The sequence below is a fragment of the Pseudomonas trutticola BRTCR10 genome (assembly GCF_056155105.1).
The window spans coordinates 4,178,219-4,200,466 of the sequence record NZ_CM149552.1 but is presented as its reverse complement, the minus strand read 5'-3'; the positions used below and the strand labels follow the sequence as shown (position 1 = coordinate 4,200,466).

At 59.5% G+C, this 22,248-nt stretch carries 19 protein-coding genes; 9 read left to right on the top strand and 10 right to left on the bottom strand.

The genetic code is table 11. The features are described 5' to 3' along the window. The first annotated feature begins 183 nt into the window (after positions 1–183). From ACVVH8_RS19010 to ACVVH8_RS18990, 5 genes are all read left to right on the top strand, one after another. Complete coding sequence (locus tag ACVVH8_RS19010; RefSeq protein WP_475225598.1) at positions 184–1,779, top strand: amino acid adenylation domain-containing protein; 1,596 nt, start codon at positions 184–186, stop codon at positions 1,777–1,779. Next, the gene (locus tag ACVVH8_RS19005; protein ID WP_475225596.1) at positions 1,776–3,110 is read left to right on the top strand and encodes a hypothetical protein; all 1,335 of its coding nucleotides are present in this window, start codon (positions 1,776–1,778) and stop codon (positions 3,108–3,110) included. Before ACVVH8_RS19010 ends, ACVVH8_RS19005 begins: the two co-directional genes overlap by 4 nt. A 51-nt stretch (positions 3,111–3,161) precedes the next feature. Then, positions 3,162–3,926: an enoyl-CoA hydratase-related protein gene (locus ACVVH8_RS19000; RefSeq protein WP_212809536.1), complete on the top strand. Its 765-nt coding sequence runs from the start codon at positions 3,162–3,164 to the stop codon at positions 3,924–3,926. Between the two features lie 121 nt (positions 3,927–4,047). Then, positions 4,048–5,154, top strand: coding sequence for a catalase family peroxidase (locus tag ACVVH8_RS18995; RefSeq protein WP_475225593.1), 1,107 nt, complete (start codon positions 4,048–4,050; stop codon positions 5,152–5,154). Continuing rightward, positions 5,151–5,696 carry a cytochrome b gene (locus ACVVH8_RS18990; RefSeq protein WP_103305262.1) on the top strand — a complete coding sequence of 182 codons (546 nt, stop codon included), beginning with the start codon at positions 5,151–5,153 and terminating at the stop codon, positions 5,694–5,696. Before ACVVH8_RS18995 ends, ACVVH8_RS18990 begins: the two co-directional genes overlap by 4 nt. On the opposite strand, the gene ACVVH8_RS18985 is transcribed toward ACVVH8_RS18990, so the two are convergent. Continuing rightward, positions 5,693–6,907: an MFS transporter gene (locus ACVVH8_RS18985; protein ID WP_475225591.1), complete on the bottom strand. Its 1,215-nt coding sequence runs from the start codon at positions 6,905–6,907 to the stop codon at positions 5,693–5,695. The genes ACVVH8_RS18990 and ACVVH8_RS18985 overlap by 4 nt on opposite strands. 150 nt (positions 6,908–7,057) lie before the next feature. Further along, entirely contained in the window at positions 7,058–8,209 is a 1,152-nt protein-coding gene (locus tag ACVVH8_RS18980; protein WP_475225589.1) for a M14 family metallopeptidase, read from the bottom strand. 97 nt (positions 8,210–8,306) lie between these two features. Here ACVVH8_RS18980 and ACVVH8_RS18975 point away from each other — a divergent pair, with 97 nt between their 5' ends. Continuing rightward, positions 8,307–8,546: a hypothetical protein gene (locus ACVVH8_RS18975; RefSeq protein ID WP_475225586.1), complete on the top strand. Its 240-nt coding sequence runs from the start codon at positions 8,307–8,309 to the stop codon at positions 8,544–8,546. A 143-nt stretch (positions 8,547–8,689) separates the two neighbouring features. Here ACVVH8_RS18975 and ACVVH8_RS18970 read toward each other — a convergent pair whose 3' ends face one another. Further along, complete coding sequence (locus ACVVH8_RS18970; RefSeq protein WP_103305266.1) at positions 8,690–9,028, bottom strand: DUF6124 family protein; 339 nt, start codon at positions 9,026–9,028, stop codon at positions 8,690–8,692. Between the two features lie 129 nt (positions 9,029–9,157). Between ACVVH8_RS18970 and ACVVH8_RS18965 the strand changes: the two genes are divergently transcribed. Continuing rightward, positions 9,158–9,817: a LexA family protein gene (locus ACVVH8_RS18965; RefSeq protein WP_249412051.1), complete on the top strand. Its 660-nt coding sequence runs from the start codon at positions 9,158–9,160 to the stop codon at positions 9,815–9,817. Positions 9,818–9,858: 41 nt separating this feature from the next. On the opposite strand, the gene ACVVH8_RS18960 is transcribed toward ACVVH8_RS18965, so the two are convergent. The 4 genes from ACVVH8_RS18960 to ACVVH8_RS18945 are packed head-to-tail and all read right to left on the bottom strand — an operon-like array spanning position 9,859 to position 15,421. Then, entirely contained in the window at positions 9,859–11,808 is a 1,950-nt protein-coding gene (locus tag ACVVH8_RS18960) for an acetyl/propionyl/methylcrotonyl-CoA carboxylase subunit alpha (protein WP_475225584.1), read from the bottom strand. Continuing rightward, positions 11,808–12,623 carry a gamma-carboxygeranoyl-CoA hydratase gene (locus tag ACVVH8_RS18955; protein ID WP_475225582.1) on the bottom strand — a complete coding sequence of 272 codons (816 nt, stop codon included), beginning with the start codon at positions 12,621–12,623 and terminating at the stop codon, positions 11,808–11,810. Before ACVVH8_RS18955 ends, ACVVH8_RS18960 begins: the two co-directional genes overlap by 1 nt. Before the next feature lie 13 nt (positions 12,624–12,636). Further along, positions 12,637–14,244, bottom strand: a complete 1,608-nt coding sequence (locus ACVVH8_RS18950; RefSeq protein ID WP_475225579.1) for a carboxyl transferase domain-containing protein — start codon at positions 14,242–14,244, stop codon at positions 12,637–12,639. A 13-nt stretch (positions 14,245–14,257) separates the two neighbouring features. Beyond that, positions 14,258–15,421 (bottom strand): isovaleryl-CoA dehydrogenase, encoded by a 1,164-nt coding sequence (locus tag ACVVH8_RS18945; protein ID WP_103305271.1) that lies wholly within the window; start codon positions 15,419–15,421, stop codon positions 14,258–14,260. A 359-nt stretch (positions 15,422–15,780) separates the two neighbouring features. Between ACVVH8_RS18945 and ACVVH8_RS18940 the strand changes: the two genes are divergently transcribed. Then, on the top strand, positions 15,781–17,478 hold the full coding sequence (locus ACVVH8_RS18940; protein WP_475225577.1) for an AMP-binding protein: 1,698 nt from the start codon (positions 15,781–15,783) through the stop codon (positions 17,476–17,478). 676 nt (positions 17,479–18,154) lie between these two features. Here ACVVH8_RS18940 and ACVVH8_RS18935 read toward each other — a convergent pair. The 3 genes from ACVVH8_RS18935 to ACVVH8_RS18925 all read right to left on the bottom strand — a co-directional run bounded on the left by ACVVH8_RS18935 (position 18,155) and on the right by ACVVH8_RS18925 (position 20,720). Then, positions 18,155–19,054, bottom strand: a complete 900-nt coding sequence (locus ACVVH8_RS18935; RefSeq protein ID WP_475225575.1) for a hydroxymethylglutaryl-CoA lyase — start codon at positions 19,052–19,054, stop codon at positions 18,155–18,157. Positions 19,055–19,192: 138 nt separating this feature from the next. Further along, positions 19,193–19,594: a MerR family transcriptional regulator gene (locus ACVVH8_RS18930; protein ID WP_212809518.1), complete on the bottom strand. Its 402-nt coding sequence runs from the start codon at positions 19,592–19,594 to the stop codon at positions 19,193–19,195. Between the two features lie 196 nt (positions 19,595–19,790). Continuing rightward, on the bottom strand, positions 19,791–20,720 hold the full coding sequence (locus ACVVH8_RS18925; protein WP_095189900.1) for a LysR family transcriptional regulator: 930 nt from the start codon (positions 20,718–20,720) through the stop codon (positions 19,791–19,793). Between the two features lie 183 nt (positions 20,721–20,903). On the opposite strand from ACVVH8_RS18925, the gene ACVVH8_RS18920 reads away from it, so the two are divergent. Continuing rightward, complete coding sequence (locus ACVVH8_RS18920; protein ID WP_475225572.1) at positions 20,904–22,133, top strand: acyl-CoA dehydrogenase; 1,230 nt, start codon at positions 20,904–20,906, stop codon at positions 22,131–22,133. The last annotated feature ends 115 nt before the right edge of the window (positions 22,134–22,248 follow it).

Sequence of the window (22,248 nt, the reverse complement as noted above, 5' to 3'; positions counted from 1 at the left end):
TCGTAGCTGTAAGTTTTTATCCTTCGTTTTGTATGACGGCTCTCCGCGAGTTGTAGTCCATGTAATGGATTTCAATTTCCCTGCTCAACACATTTGAAAGGCGCGTTTTTCTACCGGTGCAGCCAAGGCCACCGATGACGGACGTGACCAGAAAATGGTTGAAATCAGAAAAGGGAATTTCCAATGAATGCGTTCGCGATAACTAACCGGTCGACACGGGGCTTCGATTCCCGGTTGAAAGTTCAGTCCACCCCATGGCAGCGCTTTGGCTGCGGCCCAAAAGTCGAGCCTGACGCGAGGTTGATTCATCGCGCAATCGAAGCACAAGCCCTTGCCCGGCCTCAGGCTGTCGCCGCTCGGCATCAGGGCCATTCCATCACCTACGGCGAACTGAACCGCCAGGCTAATCGACTTGCCGCAGTGTTGCTCAAACAAGGCGTGTTACCGGGCGACCATTTGGCACTGTTCATCGAAAGGTCGATTCCGATGCTGGTGGGCATGCTGGCCACGCTGAAAGTCGGGGCCGCCTATATTCCGCAGCATGTGGGTATTACCCCCGCTGCGCAATTACGCCACATCATGGACGTCGCCCAGGTGCGGGTAGTCCTGACGCTATCCGAACTGGCGCCGGCGATTCCGCTGGCCGCGGCACAACACTGCATCCACCTGGATGAATTCATCCGTGTCGCCAGTGTCGCCGCGGACGAACTGAATACCTTTGGCGCAACATCATCAGCTGACTCACTGTGTTTTGTATTGTTTACGTCGGGCACCACCGGACTGCCCAACGGCGTACGTGTGACTCAGCGCAACGTCTGCAACATTCTGCTGACCGAGCCCGGCAATCTCGGCATGCGACCGGGGTTGAAAGTCGGTCAGATCCTCAACATCGCGTTCGATATGGCGGCCTGGGAAGTGCTGGGGTGTCTGGCCCACGGTGCGACGCTTATGATCCGAGGCAAAGACATCGCGCAGACCGCTGAACAGTGTGACGTGTTAATCGCGACTCCGTCGATTCTTGCCACGCTTGACCCCGCTCGTTGTGGCCAAGTGAAAGTGGTCGCTTTGGCGGGTGAGCCTTGCCCACAGCCGTTGGCGGATCGCTGGGCAGCGATTTGCACGTTTTACAATGCGTGTGGGCCGACGGAAACCACGATCGTCAATACCATGCAGCACTATCGGGGCTCGGGAGCACTGACGATTGGCAAGCCGACGCCCAACAACACCGTGTATGTGCTCGATGAAGCAGGGCAACTTTGCGAGCCGGGTGAGCAGGGCGAGATGTGGGCGGGCGGCGATTGCGTGACGGCGGGTTATCTGGGCAATGCTCAACTGACCCGTGAGCGTTATCGGCCCGACCCATTTCTGGGCCAGGGGCGCATGATGTTCCGGACCCGCGATCTGGGGCGTTGGACGGCAGACGGTGAGCTTGAGCACCTGGGACGTGTCGATGATCAGGTAAAGGTCAGGGGCTTTCGGGTTGAGCTCGACTCGGTGTCTGCGGTCCTGGAGTCTGCGCCGAACTGTGAACGCGCGGTCACACTGAAGCTCGATAATCGTCATCTGGTAGCCTTCGTCTATCCCGCCAGAACTGACGTCGATGCGGCGCGAGTCTGCTGTGAAGCACGGCTTGCCTATTATTGTGTGCCCTCGCTGATTCTCGCTGTGGATGAGATTCCGCTGACGTCCAGGGGCAAAATCGACAAGCGATTACTGCTCGAGTGGGCTGTGGCGCATCAGACGTCAAATGCGGGCGTCGATGCTCAGGTGAAGGCATGAGCGGGCCTGATTTGAACATCGTTTTACCTGCTCGACGGGTGCTCTGGCGGCGCCTGGGAACGCTGCCGATGTTCTCGCATTACAATCGTCTGGTGGTGCTGGTGCTGGCCTGCAACATCGCCGTGCTGGTTTACGGCATCAAGGTCGGACAATGGTGGTCGACCGCCGGTGCGGATTTGCAGACGCTGTCCGGGCTGGTGGTGGCTAACCTGTCGTTGGCCATACTGATTCGTCAGCAGTACCTCATCAATCTGTTGTTCTGGCTGGCTACCCGGGCGCCCACCAGCTGGCCGCTGGCGATTCGGCGAACGCTGGCCAAGGTCTTCCACTTCGGCGGGCTGCACAGCGGTGGGGCGATGGCTGCGATTGCGTGGTTTGCGTTGTTGTTCAGTTCGATGCTCTGGCAGCGTTTCCAGGGGCCGGGCGGTGTTTCGCTGACCTTGATCGGAGTGAGTGGCGGGCTGCTAGGGTTAATGTTGCTGGTGGCAATCATGGCCATGCCGGCCATTCGCGGGCGATTCCACAATGCATTCGAACGAACTCACCGTTTTGCCGGATGGGCTGCGCTCGCGATGTTCTGGGCGATGACGCTGGTGTCTGCCCGAGAGCAGAATCCGACGGCGGCGATGATGGACGTTCTTTCTGTGTCTGCCTCGTTCTGGGTGTTGCTGCTGGTGACGTTCAGCATCGCGTTGCCCTGGCTGCATTTGCGAAAAGTGCCGGTCAGTCTGGTTCGGCCTTCGTCACATGCAGTGATTGCCCACTTCAATCACCACACGCCGTTTGCCGGGTCCGCGACGGCCATCAGCCGTAATCCGCTGTGGGAATGGCATTCCTTCGCCAATATTCCTGCGCCGGGGCAGGACGGTTTCCGACTGATTATTTCCCGTGCCGGCGACTGGACCGGTGCTTTTATCGAGCAGGCGCCAACGCATGTTTGGGTCAAGGGCATTACCACCGCCGGCGTGGCGCACATTGAAACGCTGTTCAAATCGGTGGTGTATATCGCCACCGGCAGCGGTATCGGGCCGGTGCTGCCACATCTGTTGGCCAGACAAGTGCCCATACGCTTGATCTGGTCGACTCGGAGTCCGAGAGCCACCTACGGCGATCCGCTGGTGGACGAAATCCTCGAAGCCCAGCCTGACGCCCTGATCTGGGACACGGAGGTGCGGGGAAAACCCGATCTGGTGACCCTGGCTTATACCGCCGTACAGTCGTTCGGCGCTGAAGCGGTCATTTGCATCTCCAATCAGACATTGACTGAGCGCGTGGTCGAGGAAATGGAAGCTCGGGGCATACCGGCCTACGGCGCTATCTGGGATTCCTGACAGGCTGCGAAGTTTTTCTGACAGGCACTTTTTTCAAGGAATGAAATGAACATGAATCTACTGATTGAACGACTGGGCCGGGTTGTGCTGATCCGGCTGAATCGCCCGCAAGCCCGAAATGCCCTGAGTACGCAGATGATGCAGGAGCTGTTGGATACGCTTCGTGGGCTGGATGCTGATCCGGATGTGGGTTGTTTCGTGATTACCGGTACGAAGGAGTACTTTGCCGCGGGCGCCGATATCAAGGAAATGTATGCGAAATCCTGCGTGGAAATGATCCAGGAGGATTACTTTGCCGGCTGGGATGCTTTCACCGGATTCCGGACGCCGAAGGTGGCAGCCGTCGCGGGTTTTGCCTATGGCGGTGGCTGTGAGTTGGCGATGATGTGTGATGTGATCATCGCGGCTGAATCGGCGAAGTTTGCGTTGCCGGAAATTACCCTGGGTGTAATGCCGGGCATGGGCGGAACTCAACGGTTGACGCGCGCAATAGGTCGGGCAAAAGCCATGGACATGATTCTCACCGGACGTTCTATCAACGCCAGGGAGGCCGAACAGGCGGGACTGGTGTCGCGTGTAACGGCCACCGATCAATTGCTCGAACAGGCACTGGCGGTTGCGCAGCGGATTGCCGGATTTTCAGGCGCGGCGACAGCTGCTGCCCGCGAAGCGGTAGATCGTGCGCAGGAATTAGCACTGCGCGAAGGCATATTGTTTGAGCGTCGGGTATTTCATGGCTTGTTTGCCACCCCCGGGCAGAAAGAGGGAATGCAGGCGTTTCTGGAGAAGCGTGAACCCCGATTCGAGCATGTTTAAATTACTCAAACGCAGCGTCACACGTAGTGCGGTGAAAGAAACTACAGTTCAAAGGGAATAAACCTACGAGGCGTGCGTCTCATAGCACCTTTCCCTATGGCCATTGGCCCTGGAGTCTTTCATGGTTGATCGCATCTCACCCGATATCAAGAGGCCCGGCGGGCCGAAACGCCCGCCATTGAGTGCGGCGAGCCTGATTCTGCGTCTGGGCGGCATTGCTGTGGTAGTCGCTGCGGTGGCCGGAGCGTTTGCCTACGTTCACGGTAACTTTGACCCACAGCGTCTGACGCCCAAGGCGCTGGTCGATGTACTGGAAAAGAACAACGGCGTGCACCCGGGCTTTCGCCGCAATCACGCCAAAGGTGTGTGCGTGATCGGGCATTTCGAGAGCAGTGGCGAGGCGCGGGTGTTCTCCACCGCGCAGGTGTTCAACGAGCCACGCACTCCGGTGGTCGGGCGTTTTGCGTTGCCGGCGGGCAATCCTTATGCGCCGGACAGCAGCGTGCCGATCCGCAGTCTGGCGCTGCGATTTACCCAGGCCAATGGGCAGCAATGGCGCACCGGGATGAACAGCATGCCGGTGTTCCCGGTTGGCACGCCTGAGGCGTTCTATCAATTGCAGCAGGCGCAGTCGCCGGATCCGGCCACGGGTAAGCCTGACCCGGCGAAGGTTCCGGCGTTCTTCGCCTCTCACCCGGAAGCCGTGCCGTTTCTGACGTGGGTCAAGACTGCAAAACCGTCCGCCAGTTATGCCACCGAAACCTATAACAGCGTCAACGCGTTCTACCTGGTCGACGCCAGCGGCAAAAAGCAGGCGGTGCGCTGGAGCATGACGCCGTTGGCGCAAGACACGGCCGGTGCCAGTGCACCTGAGGGCGCAGATTTTCTGGAAAAAGACTTGGTGCAACGCTTGGCCGCTGCGCCGCTGCGTTTTCAGCTGAACATCACCCTGGCGAACGCCGATGACCCGGTAAACGATGCCAGCAAAACCTGGCCCGCGGGGCGCAAGGTGTTGAACGCCGGCACGTTGGTGCTGGAAAAGACCCAACCGCAACTCAGTGGCGAATGCCGCGACATCAACTATGACCCGCTGGTGCTGCCAGCCGGGATTCAAGGTACCGACGACCCGTTGCTCGCCGCGCGTTCGGCCGGTTACGCCGATTCCTATCTGCGCCGCACCAGCGAAGTCAGCCAGTTGCCCGCCGCCAAACAGGAGGCTCGTCAATGAGAACTCAACCGACTCATTTCGCGCTGCTGGCGCGTTTGCTGCACTGGCTGATGGCGCTGATGATCATTGCGATGCTGTTCATCGGGGCCGGAATGGTCACCTCGGTGTCAGAACGGCATGAGTGGCTGATCCACCTGCACAAGCCGTTGGGGATTGCGATTCTCGCGCTGGTGATCGTGCGCCTGCTGGTGCGTTTCTCGACTCGCCAGCCACCGCTGCCGGCAGATCTGCCGGACTGGCAGGTACTGGCGGCGAAGGCTTCGCACGTCTTGCTCTACGCGCTGATGCTGGCGCTGCCGTTGCTCGGCTGGGCGATGATCAGCGCGTCGGGCGAGCCCGTCATGCTCAGCAGTTCGCTGCAGTTGCCGTCGATTGTGCCGGCGGATGCGCAGCTGTTTGCGCTGCTGCGTAAGGCTCATGGTTATCTGGCCTACCTGTTGTTCCTGACGGTGCTGCTGCACTTGGCGGCGGCGCTGTTTCACGGCTGGGTGCGCCGCGACGAAGTGCTCGACAGCATGTTGCGCGGGCGTGATCGCGATTAACGCCGGGCCTCTGTGGTCAGGGAGCAAGCTCCCTCGCCACGAGGTTGTGGCGCCAGGGTTTTCCACCAGTAGAGCAGGGCGACGGTGTTGATTGCGGCACCGAGCAGGCACACGGCGGTCCAGCCGGCCCACGCATACATGGCGGTCGAGCCGATTGAGCCCAGGGCGCTACCGATCGAGTAGAACAGCATATATCCGGCGGTGAGGCGGCTTTGCGCTTCGGGGCGCACGCTGTAGATCATGCTTTGACTGGTCACGTGAACGGCTTGCAGGCCCAGATCGAGGGTGATCACGCCGAGCAGCAGCGCCCATAGCGAAGACTGGGTGAGGGCGATCGGCAGCCACGAACCGAGCATCAGCAACAACGACAGTCCGCTGACCCATTGGCCCAGACCACGATCAGCCAGGTGCCCGGCGCGCGCCGCAGCCAGTGCACCGGCTGCACCGGCAAGGCCAAACAGGCCGATTTCGCTGTGCGACAGCGAGAGCGGTGGCGCTGCGAGCGGCAGGACCATCGGCGTCCACAGCACCATGGCGCTGGCGAATGTCAGCAGGGCGAGCAGCGCGCGTTGGCGCAGAACCGGTTCTTCCTTGAACAGGACGAATACCGAGGTGATCAATGCGCGATAGGTCGACGCCGGTTGTGGGTCTTCATGCTTGGGCAATACGCGAAGCAACAGCAACGCCATCAACAACGTCAGGCCCGCCGACAGCCAATAGATTGCGCACCATCCGGCCAGATCAGCCATTCCTCCTGCAACGGTACGCGCCAGCAGGATGCCGACGACGATGCCGCTGGTGACCACACCCACCACTCGGCCCCGTTGTGCCGGGATCGCCAGGGTCGCGGCATAGGCCACCAGCACTTGCGTCACCACGGCGAGTAAACCGGTCAGTGTCATGCCCAGCAGCAACCAGACGCTGTTGGGGGCCAGTCCGATCATTAACAGGGCCACGGCGGATAGCAGCGTCTGGCTGACGATCAATCGCCGTCGGTTGAGCAAATCGCCGAGTGGCACCAGCAGGACCAATCCGACGCCGTAACCCACCTGTGTCAGGGTGATAACGATACCGATGGTTGCCGGCGACAAAGCGAATGCGTCGGCCATGGCATCCAGCAATGGCTGCGCGTAATACACATTGCCCACTGCCAGACCACAGGCCACGGCGAAGAGCAGCACCACGCTGCTACTGAGTGATTGAGGTTTCATACCCGGATCCTTTTTAGGTTTCAAATTAAAACCAGAATCACGGTAGGTAATTCGGTTTCATTTTGCAACCTGATTAATCGAATCCGTGGACCACACAAAGCAAAAGATCGCAGACAAGCTGCGATCTTTTGTAGGCGCGAGGGGAGCGGATCAGCGCAGGGTATCGACCATATCGGCGATTGTGGTCAGCACGTCCTTGCCCAGTTGTTTCGAGCGTTTGCCCGACCAGCCGGTTTGCGGGTTCGGCGCGTCGTCGTGATCCTTGAACGGCATTTCCAGGGTCAGCGACAGGCAGTCATACTTCTGGCCGACGCTATTGCACGCCAGGGTCATGTTGGCCTGGCCCGGCTCGTCGCGGGTGTAGCCGTACTGGGTCTGGAAGTCCTTGGTGGTGCGCTTGAGGTGGCTGCGGAAATGCTCTTCGAGCTTCTCGATCCGTGGCGTGTAACCCGGATTGCCCTCGCAACCAGCGGTGAATACATGAGGGATTTCTTCATCGCCGTGTACGTCAAGGAACAGATCGACGCCGTACTTTTCCATCTGCTGCTGTACGAACAATACCTCGGGGCTCACTTCGTGGCTGGCATTCTGCCAGGCGCGGTTCAGATCCTGACCCATTGCATTGGTGCGCAGATGACCATGGAAAGCGCCGTCCGGGTTCATGTTCGGTACAAGGTAAAGGTCGGCGCTGGCGAGCAGTTTGTTCAAGACCGGATCGTCGTGTTTTTCCAGACGCTCGATCACGCCTTCCATGAACCATTCGGCCATGTGCTCGCCCGGATGCTGTTGGGCGATGATCCAGACTTTGCGCTGGCCTTCGGCGCCGCTGCCTTTGCGCAGCAGTTGAATGTCGCGGCCCTCGACGCTCTTGCCGGTCGCCAGCAACTCGGTGCCGGCCTTGGTCAGTGCCTGCTCGATCAGCCAGTCGTGGCGGCCACGGCTATAGGGTTCGAAGTAGGCGAACCAGGCGTGGGTCTGCTCGGCTTCGAGGCAGAAGCGCAGGCTGTCACCTTCGAATTGGGTGGGTATGCGGAACCAGTTGACGTGGTCGTAGGACGCAACGGCCTGGTAGCCGGTCCAGGCTTTGTTGTAGGAGGACTGGCTGGCGTTGACCAGGCGAAACCAGTGTTCCTGATGGACATGCAGGCCGCTGGCCTTGAAGTGGAACCACTGGAAATGCGCGCTGCGGGTGTCTGGGCGAATAGCCAGAACCGGGTTGAGCGGATTACTGATGTCGATGACTTGGATGTTGCCGCTGTCGAAGTTGGCGCTGATGTCGAACGAAGATTTGGCCACGGTCATAATCGGTTCCTGAATATGATTTTTATGGCGGCTACTTTACACGCAAGACAGCGGTGAAACCGAGGGAAATTGCGGGGTGTGGCGGGGGGCGTCTTCCATGACGCGGACGCAGCTTAGGGGCTATGCGATTGATTCTCAAGTGCTAATTGCTATTAGTTTGGCCCAATGTGGCCGGGCCTGGCTTGCCAACCGATATTCTTTTGATATTATCCGCGCCATCGAATTTGCAGTACATAAAGACTTCATTAGCCTGAAGCCACAAGCCCGAAAAACGGGCAAAAAAAAGACCCGGCAAAAAGCCGGGTCAAAAACCGTGATTAGCCTGATGAGGAGATAGTCCAGAAGACCGACCTAAGGTCTCTGGTCCATCGACTGATCTCGCGACCAGCTGCTTGCAATAATAATCATTATCATTTGCAAGTCAAATGTTTTTATCTGCGCGATTGGAAAATTCTTTCCTGTCCGTCCCAATTCCGTTCCTCAGACTTCCTCGCTATCGAGCGAATGGTCGACCATCGCCCGCGCCATATCCACCATGTGCACCACCGAAAAGGCCAGGTCGCGACTCGCGCCTTGCAAATTTTCCGCTGCCTTGAAGGCGGTCGCCGCCGCACATCGCAGCAAATCCGAGGCGTGCACCAGGGCCTCTTCGCCACTGAGATGGCGTCTGACGTCGAAAAATCGTTCATCGACTTCGGGTTCTGATACAGCAGGTTTCAAGTAATAGTCCAGGGCACGTTGTGCCGCTGCGTTGCCTTGGGGAGAGGTGAACGTGGTGTCCATTTGCAGATCTGGCAAGTCTTTGCTGCTGATATTCATGATAAGGGCCACTCCTTGTTCGATTGAAAATCCGTGGCTTCAGAATAGTACGATGCGTAGTTGTGACTAGAATTTAAATACTACAATATGTGTTTTGTCGGCCGAAGGCGTCAGCGTAAGGTGCCGCACATGGATAAATGGATTGAGTTGGTCAAGGCCAAGATGAGTGAACTCAAAATCACTCAAACAGAGCTCGGAGAGCGCGTCGGCATGTCCCAAGGCGGGATCGGCCATTGGCTGAACAAACGCCGGGAGCCTGGTATCACGCAAATGAACCGCGTGCTGCAGGCACTGGGCATGGACTTCCTTGAGGTGGTCCTGGTGATTCGCGAACCGCAAGTCACGCCGGACGACGACATGCCGCTGGCGCAGAAGTACAACCCGTACTTCCGCTACCCGGTCAGCGATTGGCGAACACCGTGCGAAGTGCGCGAAAACGGTCAGCCGGCCTATGTCTCGTCGACAGACAAGCAGGTTTTCCAACTGACGGACTACCATGCCCGAGGGGCAGCGTTCTGGCTGACGGTGGCTGGAGACTCGATGACCGCACCCCGCGGCCCGAGCATTGCCGAAGGCATGCTGATCCTGGTGGATCCGGAGGCGGAAGCGGTGCCTGGCAAACTGGTGATTGCGCGGTGGGCCGACAGCGAAGAGGCGATCTTCCGCAAGCTGGACGAAGAGGGCGGCCAGCGTTACCTGGTGCCGCTCAATCCGACCTGGCCGAAAGCCTTGTTTACCGATGACTGTCGAATCATCGGCGTAGTGGTTCAGGCAACGGCGCGTTACTAGTCAGATCGATCCTCGCTTGGCGTAGGATCGATCTTCGTCATTTACACTTCTTCCAATTCAACCAGAGCGCTGCCTTCGCCAACCATTTCACCTTCCTGGCAATACAACGCTTTGATCACCCCGGCATGCGGCGCGCGGATACTGTGTTCCATCTTCATGGCTTCCAGCACCACCAGTTGCGCACCGGCCTCTACTGATTGCCCGGCCTCGACCAGAACACGCACGATGCTGCCGTTCATGGGCGCCGTCAGGCCACCCTGATGACTATGGCTGGCTTCTACGGCGCTGATCGGGTCAAAGGCCTGAATACGCCGCAACTCACCTTCCCATTGCAGAAACAACGAATCGCCCTGGCGAATCGCGCGCAAGGAACGACGCACGCCGTCGTGTTCGACAACCAGCGCTTCACCGGCAAGCTTCGCGTCGCCACTGGCACCCAGCGTCAGCGCTCGATCCTGGCCTTCGCAGCTCAAATGCACAGTGATTTCCTGCGGCAGACCTGCACGCAAACCACTGTTCAATGCCCATGGCGAACTCGGGTCATCCTTGCGCGCAAGCGCCGGCAAAGTCTGCACGAACGCCTGCACCCCGGCATTCCAGAACGCATCACTCAACTCGCCCGGAACCGGCAACAGTTGCTCCTGATAACGCGGAATAAACCCGGTATCCAGTTCCGCAGCGGCAAACGCCGGATGCGCGATGATTCGGCGCAGAAAATTGATGTTGGTCTTCAGTCCGCCAATCGCGAATTCATCGAGCATGCCCAACAACCGCAGTCGCGCCTGTTCACGATCCTCGCCCCAGGCAATCAGCTTGCCGAGCATCGGGTCGTAGAATGGCGAAATCTCGTCACCTTCTGCAACGCCGCTATCCACCCGCCGTCCCGGCCCCTCAGCCGATTCGCGATATAACTCCAGACGCCCGGTGGCTGGCAGGAAATCGTTCGACGGATCTTCGGCATACAGCCGCACTTCAATCGCATGCCCGTTGAGCGGCACTTGCGCTTGTGTGATCGGCAGCGCTTCCCCACGGGCCACGCGAATCTGCCACGCCACCAGATCCAGTCCGGTGATGGCTTCGGTGACTGGATGCTCGACCTGCAGCCGCGTATTCATCTCCATGAAGAAGAACTCGCCGCGTGCATCCAGCAAGAACTCCACGGTGCCGGCGCCGACATAGCCGATCGCCTGCGCCGAACGAACCGCTGCCTCGCCCATGGCGCGACGCAGCTCCGGTGTCAGGCCAGGTGCCGGTGCTTCCTCGACGACTTTCTGGTGGCGGCGCTGAATCGAGCAGTCACGCTCGTTGAGGTAAAGGCAATTGCCATGCTGGTCGGCAAACACCTGGATCTCCACATGGCGCGGCTTGAGCAGGTATTTCTCCACCAGCATCCGCGAATCACCGAACGACGACTGCGCCTCACGCTGAGCCGAGGCCAGCGCTTCGGCCAATTGACTGACGTCCTCGACGACTTTCATGCCCTTGCCGCCGCCACCGGCAGTGGCCTTGAGCAACACGGGATAACCAATCCGCTCGCAGGCATCACGGAAGGTATCCAGATCCTGGGCTTCGCCGTGATAACCCGGCACCAGCGGCACGCCAGCCGTTTCCATCAACGCCTTGGCGGCGGATTTGCTGCCCATGGCGTCGATGGCCGAGGCGGGTGGGCCGAGGAAAATCAGGCCCGCCGCTTCAATGGCGCGAGCAAACCCGGCGTTCTCGGAAAGAAAGCCATAACCCGGGTGAATCGCCTGCGCGCCGCTGGCTTTCGCTGCAGCGATCAGTTTGTCGATTTGCAGATAGCTGTCGGCGGCTTTGCTGCCACCGAGATCAACGCGGATATCCGCTTCACGGCTGTGCCGCGCGTCGCGGTCGGTGGCGCTGTGCACAGCGACGGTGGTCAGGCCCAGAGCCTTGGCGGTGCGCATCACGCGGCAAGCGATTTCGCCACGGTTGGCCACCAGCAGGGTGGTGAGAACAGGTGCGCTCATCAACGCGGCTCCTTGGTGGTGGTTGCGGCTTGCCAGCCCGGTGGGCGTTTTTGCAGAAAGGCGCGCAAGCCTTCCTGGCCTTCGGGGCTGACGCGGATGCGCGCGATGGCGTTTTCGGTGTAGCGGCGCAGCGCCGGGGTCAGTGCACCGTTGCCGACCTCGCGCAGCAAGTCTTTGCTGGCGCGCATGGCAGCGGGGCTGTTGAGCAGCAGGTTGTTGATCCATTGTTCAACTTGCCCATCAAGTTCGGTCGCCGGATAGCTCTCGGACAACAAACCGATTTCCCGAGCACGCTGGCCACCAAAGCGTTCGGCGCTCAGGGCATATCGACGTGCGGCACGTTCGCCGATGGCCTGCACCACGAACGGGCTGATCACCGCAGGTGCTAAACCGATGCGCACTTCCGACAGGCAGAACTGCGCGTCATCCGCACCAATCGCCATGTCGCAGCAACTGATCAGGCCCAGTGCGCCACCGAACGCCGCGCCCTGGACCACAGCCAGGGTCGGGATTTTCAGCTTGGCGAGGTTGTACATCAACTCTGCCAGTTCGCGGGCGTCGTCGAGGTTGGTGTGGTAATCGAGTTCGGCCGATTGCTGCATCCAGGCCAGATCGGCACCGGCGCTGAAATGTTTACCGCGCCCGCGCACCAGGAGGAAACGCAGGCTGGCGTCGCTGGCCACCTTGTCGAGGGCGAGGATCAGCTCGCGGATCATCTCGGCATTGAACGCGTTGTTCTTTTCGGCGCGGTTGAGCCACAGCGTGGCGAAACCGCGTGGGTCAGTCTGCAGTTCAAGGGTGTTGAAATCGCTCATGAGATTCTCCCGATCACATCCGGAACACGCCGAAGCGGCTCGGTTCGATTGGCGCGTTCAGCGACGCGGACAAGGCCAGGGCCAGCACATCGCGGGTCTGCGCCGGGTCGATGACGCCGTCGTCCCACAGCCGCGCACTGGAATAGTAGGGATGACCCTGTTCTTCGTACTGGTCGAGGATCGGCTGCTTGATGTCGGCTTCCTGCTCGGCACTGAAGTCCTGGCCGCTACGCTCGGCCTGTTCGCGTTTGACCTGCACCAGCACGCCCGCTGCCTGTTCGGCGCCCATCACGCCAATTCGCGCGTTCGGCCACATCCACAGAAAACGCGGATCGTAGGCCCGGCCGCACATGCCGTAGTTACCGGCGCCGAAGCTGCCGCCGATGATCACGGTGAATTTCGGCACCTTGGCACAGGCCACGGCGGTCACCAGTTTCGCGCCGTGCTTGGCGATGCCGCCGGCCTCGTATTTCTGCCCGACCATGAAGCCGGTAATGTTCTGCAGGAACAGCAATGGAATGCCACGCTGGCAGGCCAGTTCGATGAAGTGCGCGCCTTTCTGCGCGGCTTCAGCGAAGAGGATGCCGTTGTTGGCGAGGATCGCAATCGGATAGCCGTGCAGATGAGCAAAACCGCACACCAGCGTGGTACCGAACAGCGCTTTGAACTCATCGAACACCGATCCGTCGACCAGTCGCGCAATCACTTCGTGCACATCGAACGGTTGCTTGGCGTCGGCCGAGACCACGCCATATAGCTCGTCACTGGCGTACAGCGGTGCAATCGGCGCGCGCTGCTGCACTTCGCCGAGCTTGCGCCAGTTGAGGTTGGCAACGCTGCGGCGGGCGAGGGCGAGGGCGTGCTCGTCGCTCTCGGCATAATGGTCGGCCACCCCGGAAATCTTGCAGTGCACATCGGCGCCACCAAGGTCCTCGGCGCTGACCACTTCTCCGGTCGCGGCTTTCACCAACGGCGGGCCGGCGAGGAAAATCGTCGCCTGATTGCGCACCATGATCGCTTCGTCAGCCATCGCTGGCACGTACGCACCACCAGCGGTGCACGAGCCCATGACCACGGCGATCTGCGGGATGCCCATGGCGCTCATGTTGGCCTGGTTGAAAAAGATCCGCCCGAAGTGCTCGCGATCCGGGAACACTTCATCCTGACGCGGCAGGTTGGCGCCGCCGGAGTCCACCAGATAAATGCACGGCAGGCGGTTTTGCTGGGCGATGGTCTGCGCGCGCAGGTGTTTCTTCACGGTCAGCGGATAATACGAGCCACCTTTCACGGTCGCGTCGTTGGCGACGATCATGCATTCGACGCCTTCAACCCGACCGATCCCGGCAATCACGCCAGCGGCGGGCACGTCTTCGCCATAAACGGCGTGCGCGGCCAACTGACTGATTTCCAGAAATGGCGAGCCCGGATCGAGCAAGCGATTGATGCGCTCACGCGGCAGCAGTTTGCCCCGTGAGGTGTGGCGTTCCTGAGCCTTTGCGCCGCCACCCTGCGCCACTTGGGCAAGCAGGGTATGCAAGGCGTCGACTTGCTTGAGCATCGCTGCGCTGTTGGCGGCGAACTCCGCTGATCGAGGATTGAGCTGAGTGTGCAAAATAGCCATGGCCAGCTCCGTTTTAGCGGGTTTCGTTGAACAGTTCGCGACCGATCAGCATGCGACGGATCTCACTGGTGCCGGCGCCGATTTCGTACAGCTTGGCGTCACGCAACAGACGCCCGGCCGGGAACTCGTTGATGTAGCCGTTGCCGCCAAGAATCTGGATCGCGTCGAGGGCCATTTGCGTGGCGCGTTCGGCGGTATAGAGGATCACGCCGGCGGCGTCCTTGCGCGTGGTTTCGCCGCGCTCGCAGGCCTGGGCGACGGCGTAGAGATAGGCGCGGCTGGCGTTGAGCTGGGTGTACATGTCGGCGACTTTGCCCTGGATAAGCTGGAATTCGCCGATGCTCTGGCCGAACTGTTTGCGGTCGTGGATGTACGGCACGATCAGGTCCATGCACGACTGCATGATGCCTGTTGGGCCGCCGGAGAGCACGACACGCTCGTAATCGAGGCCGCTCATCAAGACTTTTACGCCGCCGTTGAGCACGCCGAGAATGTTCTCTTCCGGCACTTCAACGTCATCGAAAAACAGCTCGCAAGTGTTGGAGCCGCGCATGCCGAGCTTGTCGAACTTGTTGCTGCGGCTGAAGCCTTTCCAGTCGCGCTCGACGATGAATGCGGTGATGCCGTGCGGGCCTTTTTCCAGATCAGTCTTGGCGTAGATCACGTAGGTGTTGGCGTCGGGGCCGTTGGTGATCCAGGTCTTGCTGCCGTTGAGGACAAAGCGATCACCGCGTCTGTCGGCGCGCAGTTTCATCGAAACCACGTCGGAGCCGGCGTTAGGCTCGCTCATCGCGAGGGCGCCGACGTGTTCGCCGCTGATCAGCTTCGGCAGGTATTTGCTTTTCTGTTCGTGGTTGCCGTTGCGGTTGATCTGGTTGACGCAGAGGTTGGAGTGCGCGCCGTAGGACAACGCCACCGACGCCGAGCCGCGACTGATTTCTTCCATCGCCACCACGTGCGCCAGGTAACCCAGGCCAGCACCGCCGTACTCTTCCGGCACGGTGATGCCGAGCAGGCCCATGTCACCGAATTTGCGCCACATGTCGGCGGGGAACAGGTTGTCGCTGTCGATCTGCGCCGCACGCGGAGCGATCTCTTTAGCGACGAAGGACTGAACCTGATCGCGCAGCATGTCGATGGTTTCACCGAGGGCGAAATTCAGGGATGGATAGCTCATGAGGCACCTTTTGGCTTTTTTGTAGGGTGGGGAGAGTGGCGTTTCAGTTCTCACCTTTACGTTAACGTAAGCCTGCGGCGAATGGCTGTCAATCACCCTTTACGTTAACGTCAACTTGAGCGAGAGTAGGGGCAGTTCAAGATTGAAAGCGGACCGGTTCTGTAGGACTGAGCCTTTGTGGTGAGGGGATTTATCCCCGATGGGGCGCGTAGCGGCCTTGAAACCTGTGATCGCGTCAAAAACGCATTCGCCGGGTACTCGTCTGCTTGGCAGCCGATCGGGGATAAATCCTCTCGCCACTAAGCTCAATCCTGCAAGTGACTGTCGGCAACCCATAAATAAAGACAATAGGGGTCGTCATGGATCAACCCAGTGCAAACCCGCAGCGCAGCTATAGCCGCGGTTCTCAGGACAAGGCCTTGCTGGCGACGACCATCGGGCAGAAGTTCGACGAGACCGTCACGCAGTACGCGGACGGCGAGGCGCTGGTGGTGCGCCATCAGCAGTTGCGCTACTCATGGCGACAACTGGCCGACGCCGTGGATGTGCATGCCAGAGCCTTGCTCGCATTGGGTTTGCAGGCTGGCGACCGGCTCGGCATCTGGGCACCGAATTGCGCGCAGTGGTGCATCACGCAAATCGCCACGGCGAAAATCGGCGTGATCCTGGTCAACATCAATCCGGCTTACCGCAGCTCCGAACTGGAATACGTGCTCAAGCAGTCCGGCTGTCAGTGGCTGGTCTGTGCGGGGGCGTTCAAGTCTTCCGACTATCACGGCATGTTGCAGGGCCTGGTACCGGAGCTGGCCGAGCAATCCATCGGTCAGTTGCGGAGCGAGCGTCTGCCGGATTTGCGCGGAGTGATCAGTCTCGACAAACAGCCGCCTTCAGGTTTCCTGCCATGGTCACAATTGGCCGATCTGGCCATCAATGCCTCCCCAGAGCAATTACGTGAGCGCAGCAACAGCCTGCACTTTGATCAACCCGTGAACATCCAGTACACCTCCGGCACAACCGGTTTCCCCAAGGGCGCGACCCTCAGTCACTACAACATCCTCAACAACGGTTACATGGTCGGCGAAAGCATTGGCCTGACCCCGACTGATCGCCTGGTGATCCCGGTGCCCCTGTATCACTGCTTCGGCATGGTCATGGGCAACCTTGGTTGCATTACCCACGGCAGCACGATGGTTTACCCCAACGATGCCTTCGATCCGTTGCTGACCCTGCAAACCGTCGCCGAGGAAAAGGCCACCGGGCTGTATGGCGTGCCGACCATGTTCATCGCCATGCTCGATCAGCCGCAACGCGCCGAATTCGATCTGTCGAGCCTGCGCACCGGGATCATGGCTGGCGCTACCTGCCCGATCGAAGTGATGCGCCGGGTCATCAGCGAGATGCACATGAACGAAGTGCAGATCGCTTACGGCATGACTGAAACGAGCCCGGTGTCGTTGCAAACCGGCCCGAATGACGAGCTTGAGTTGCGTGTGACCACCGTCGGCCGCACTCAGCCGCAACTGGAAAGCAAGATCATTGATGAAGCCGGCAACCCGGTACCACGCGGCACCATCGGCGAGCTGTGCACCCGCGGTTACAGCGTGATGCTCGGTTACTGGAGCAATCCGCAAGCCACGGCAGAGGCTATCGATGAGGCGGGCTGGATGCACACCGGCGATCTGGCGAGCATGAATGAGGAGGGTTACGTCAACATCGCCGGGCGCAACAAGGACATGATCATCCGTGGCGGCGAGAACATTTATCCGCGTGAGCTGGAAGAATTCTTCTTCACTCACCCGGCGGTAGCGGACGTGCAGGTGATCGGCATTCCGTGTTCGCGTTACGGTGAAGAGATCGTCGCCTGGATCAAGTTTCACCCCGGCCACAACGCTTCCGAGCTGGAGCTGCAAACCTGGTGCAAGGAGCGCATCGCGCACTTCAAGACGCCACGGCACTTCAAGTTCGTCGAAGAGTTTCCGATGACGGTGACGGGCAAGATTCAGAAGTTCAGGATGCGGGAAATAAGCATCGAAGAGCTGAAAACAATCAAGCGGTGAACACAAACACTGTGGGAGCTGGCTTGCCAGCGATGGCGTCGAATCAGCCAGCATCAATGTTGAATGATCTACCGCAATCGCTGGCAAGCCAGCTCCCACAGGGATTTGAGGGATTTGAGGGAATTCAGGAATCACAGAAAGCACAAAGGGGAGCCGAGGCTCCCCTTTAATTTTGTCGTCGCGTGCTCTTTTTTATTATTGAGGGTCGGTCTGTTGTTGTTTTTGGCAACCGTGGCCCTTTACCGCTGTTTTTGGCGACCCCCATCCGGGGTCAAGAGCAAACGTATTTTTTTGAGCGCTGATCTGCTTTCTCGTTAAACGATCCAACCGATTCGGGAGCTACCTGAAGGTAGTTTTATTGTTCTCTGCCCGGTTGCGGGTCACTCCTGAGAGCACCCTGAAAAGCACACCTTCTCCAAAAAAATCTGTTAGCTGCGTCTCTGCCGTGTTGTTTTTGTTATGTCAGAGTCGGTACGTCTTATTTTTATTGTGGTTTGCTGCTTTTTATTCTTGTTATGCCATAGAGATAGCAGAACGCGTGCCAACTTTTAAAAACCCTTATAAATCAACAATATATGATTTTCGGGGATTTTTCGTTCCGGCAAAGCCAGACAATTTGTTTCCGTGTTACTCGCTTATGCCCACGTTTTCGACTCCGCGGTAACACCGTGGTCCCTCACTGTGCGCTGCGAGCCTTGGCCACGCGCGAACCGCTCGGCCGACCGAGCACCGCGCTGATCTGCTGACCCGCGGTAATCAAGGCGTCCAGGTCGATACCGGTGTCGATCCTCAGGCCATTGAGCAGGTACACAACGTCTTCGGTGGCGACGTTACCGCTCGCACCTTTTGCGTACGGGCAGCCGCCAAGCCCCGCGATAGAGCTGTCGAACACGGAAATGCCTTCGAGCAGGCTGGCGTAGATATTGGCCATCGCCTGGCCATAGGTGTCGTGGAAATGCCCGGCGAGCTTGTCGCGTGGTACTTGCGCCGACACCACTTCAAACAGCCGGCGGGTGGCGCCAGCGGTGCCGGTGCCGATGGTGTCGCCCAGCGAAACCTCGTAGCAGCCCATCGCGTACAACTCGCGCGCGACCATCGCCACCTGCTCCGGCGCGACCGTGCCTTCATACGGGCAGCCGAGCACGCAAGACACGTAACCGCGCACGGTAACGCCATGCTGTTGCGCCGCTTCCATGATCGGCGCAAAGCGCGCAAGGCTTTCGCTGATCGAGCAGTTGATGTTGCGCTGCGAGAAGGCTTCGGACGCGGCGGCGAACACCGCGACTTCCTTCACACCGGCAGCAATCGCATCTTCAAAGCCACGCAGGTTCGGCGCCAGTGCACCGTAGGTGACGCCGGGTTTGCGCTGGATCTGCGCGAACACTTCGGCGGAACCGGCCATTTGCGGCACCCATTTCGGTGAAACGAAACTGCCGACTTCTATATAGCCAAGACCGGCGGCGCTCAAGGCGTCGACCAATTGCACCTTGTCGGCAACGCTGATCGGTTGGGCTTCGTTCTGCAGGCCATCGCGTGGGCCGACTTCGATCAGGCGTACTTGGGAGGGGAGGGACATAGGCTGACCTGCTCATTTTCTGAAATACATGAGGTCCCCTGTGGGAGCGGGCTTGCCCGCGATGGCGTCGGGTCAGTCAGCATATTTGCTGGAGGTGCCGGCCTCATCGCGGGCAAGCCCGCTCCCACAGGGGTTTGATTACTGCGCCGCTTGCTGGCTTTTAAGCGTCTGCTCCAGCGCCTGCACACAGCGTTCTTCGGCGGTGTCGAGTTCCAGTTTCATCTGCTCGATGTCGAGCAACTGCTGCTCCAGCTGTTCCCGACGTTCGCTGATTTTCGCCAGCATGCTGTTGAGTTGTTTGGTGTTACCGCTCGACGGGTCGTAGAGCTCGATCAGTTCGCGGCATTCGGCCAGTGAGAAACCGATGCGCTTGCCGCGCAGGATCAGCTTCAGGCTGACCTTGTCGCGTGGCGAATAGATGCGTTCCTGGCCACGACGCTCGGGGCTGAGCAGGCCTTGTTCTTCATAAAAACGGATCGCCCGGGTGGTGATGTCCAGCTCGCGGGCGAGGTCGGAAATGCTGTAAGTCTGGCTGCTCATGAAAGCGCTCGAAAAAAGGTCTTGGCGCTAAGCTAATGGCAGGTTGACGTTTACGTCAAGCGGGATGATCTGTGGTGTTCATGCTGGCCTCATCGCGAGCAGGCTCACTCCTACAATTGGTTGCATTTCTTCAGATGAAACACGGTCAACTGTAGGAGTGAGCCTGCTCGCGATGGCAGCGCCGCGGTAAAAAGCCCTACACCTTATCCAGCTTCTTCTCATGCGCCGTCACCTGCTGGCACAACTCGATCATCTGTTCGCGCATCCAGCGATTCGCCGGGTCCTGGTCAGTGCTTTCATGCCAGTACAAATGCGTCTCCACCGGCGGCACATCGTTGACCGGCAGGTTAAAGGCATGCAGTTCATGCCGCCGGGCAAAGCGCTCCGGCACGGTCATGACCATATCGGTTTGCTGCATCACCTGCGACGCCATCAGGTAATGCTGCGAGCGCAGGGCGATCTTGCGCTGAATGCCCATTTTGCCCAGCGCCAGATCGACATAACCCAGACCACTGCGGCGGCTGGAAATGTGGATATGGGTCAGCGACAGATAATCATCGAGCGACAGTTTTTCCTTGCCTGCCATCGGATGGCCCTTGCGCATCGCACAGACGTAACGGTCTTCCATCAGCTTGACGTGACGCACCTGCGGGTCAGTGTTGAGCGGTGCATCCACGGCAAAATCCAGGCGTCCGGCCGCCAGTTCCTTGGTGGTCTCGCGGCGTTTCGACAGAAAGCTTTCGATGATCACCGTCGGCGCCAGACGGCGCAGACGCTGGAACAGCGGCGGCAAAATCACCGCTTCGGTGAGGTCGGTCATGCTGATGCGATAGGTCTTGACCGCTTGTGCCGGGTTGAAAATCCGGCTTTCCTGAACCGACACGCGCAACAGCGACAGCGCGTTACGCACCGGGCCGATGATGTTCTGCGCCATCGGCGTCGGCACCATGCCTTGGGCGGTGCGCACGAACAGCGGGTCGTTGAAGGTCTCGCGCAGTCGCGCCAGTGCGTTGGACACCGCTGGCTGAGTGATCCCGACGATCTGCCCGGCGCGGGTCAGGTTGGCTTCGGTATAGATCGCGTCAAAGACGATGAAAAGGTTGAGGTCGACCTTGCTCAGATTCATAACGCGGCTTCTCTTGTTATTCAGGGCGGTGTTTTAAGGGCTGACGATCACTGGATCATATATCGGTGATGAATGTTTATACACGCCGAGAATAGGCTAGGTAAATTATCAGCGCTGTTCTAGCATCGATTGCATGCCTTAAACAACCTCTGCTGAAGAACTGCCAACCATCGGGAGCTGCTCATGGATTTCGCTTATTCGCCCAAGGTGCAAGAACTGCGTGAGCGCGTAACCGCGTTCATGGACACTTACGTTTATCCGGCTGAAGCGGTGTTCGAACGCCAGGTTGCCGAAGGCGATCGCTGGCAGCCGACAGCGATCATGGAAGAGCTCAAAGCCAAGGCGAAGGCCGAGGGCTTGTGGAATTTGTTTCTGCCAGAGTCGGAACTCGGTGCCGGCCTGAGCAACCTTGAATACGCGCCACTGGCGGAAATCATGGGCCGCTCGCTGCTCGGCCCTGAGCCGTTCAACTGCTCGGCACCGGACACCGGCAACATGGAGGTGCTGGTGCGTTACGCCAGCGAAGAACAGAAACAGCGCTGGCTCGAACCGCTGCTGCGCGGCGAGATCCGTTCGGCATTCGCCATGACCGAGCCGGACGTGGCCTCATCCGACGCCACCAACATGGCCGCCCGTGCCGTGCGCGATGGTGACGAGTGGGTGATCAACGGCAAGAAGTGGTGGACTTCCGGCGCCTGCGACCCGCGCTGCAAAATCCTCATCTTCATGGGCCTCAGCAATCCTGATGCACCCCGTCACGCCCAGCACTCGATGATCCTCGTGCCGGTTGATACCCCCGGGGTGAAAATCGTCCGCCCGCTGCCGGTGTTCGGCTACGACGACGCGCCGCACGGTCACGCCGAAGTGCTGTTCGACAATGTGCGGGTGCCTTACGAAAACGTCCTGTTGGGTGAAGGACGCGGCTTCGAGATCGCGCAGGGTCGCCTTGGCCCAGGGCGGATTCACCACTGCATGCGTTCGATCGGCATGGCCGAGCGTGCACTGGAACTGATGTGCAAACGCTCGGTGAGCCGTACCGCGTTCGGCAAACCGCTGGCGCGTTTGGGCGGTAACGTCGACAAGATCGCCGACTCGCGGATGGAAATCGATATGGCGCGCCTGCTGACGCTGAAAGCGGCATACATGATGGACACCGTGGGAAACAAGGTGGCGAAGAGCGAGATTGCGCAGATCAAAGTCGTTGCGCCCAATGTTGCGCTGCGCGTGATCGATCGGGCGATCCAGATCCATGGCGGGGCAGGGGTTTCCAACGATTTCCCACTGGCCTACATGTACGCCATGCAACGCACGCTGCGCCTGGCTGATGGCCCGGACGAAGTGCACCGTGCGGCGATCGGCAAGTTCGAGATCGGCAAGTATGTGCCGAAGGAAATGTTGCGTAGCGAGCGCTGAGCCAGAACTTCACCCCTGATCATTCCCACGCTCTGCGTGGGAATGCATCCCGTGACGCTCCGCGTCACAGCGGACGCGGAGCGTCCATGGCGGCGTTACCACGCGGAGAGTGGGA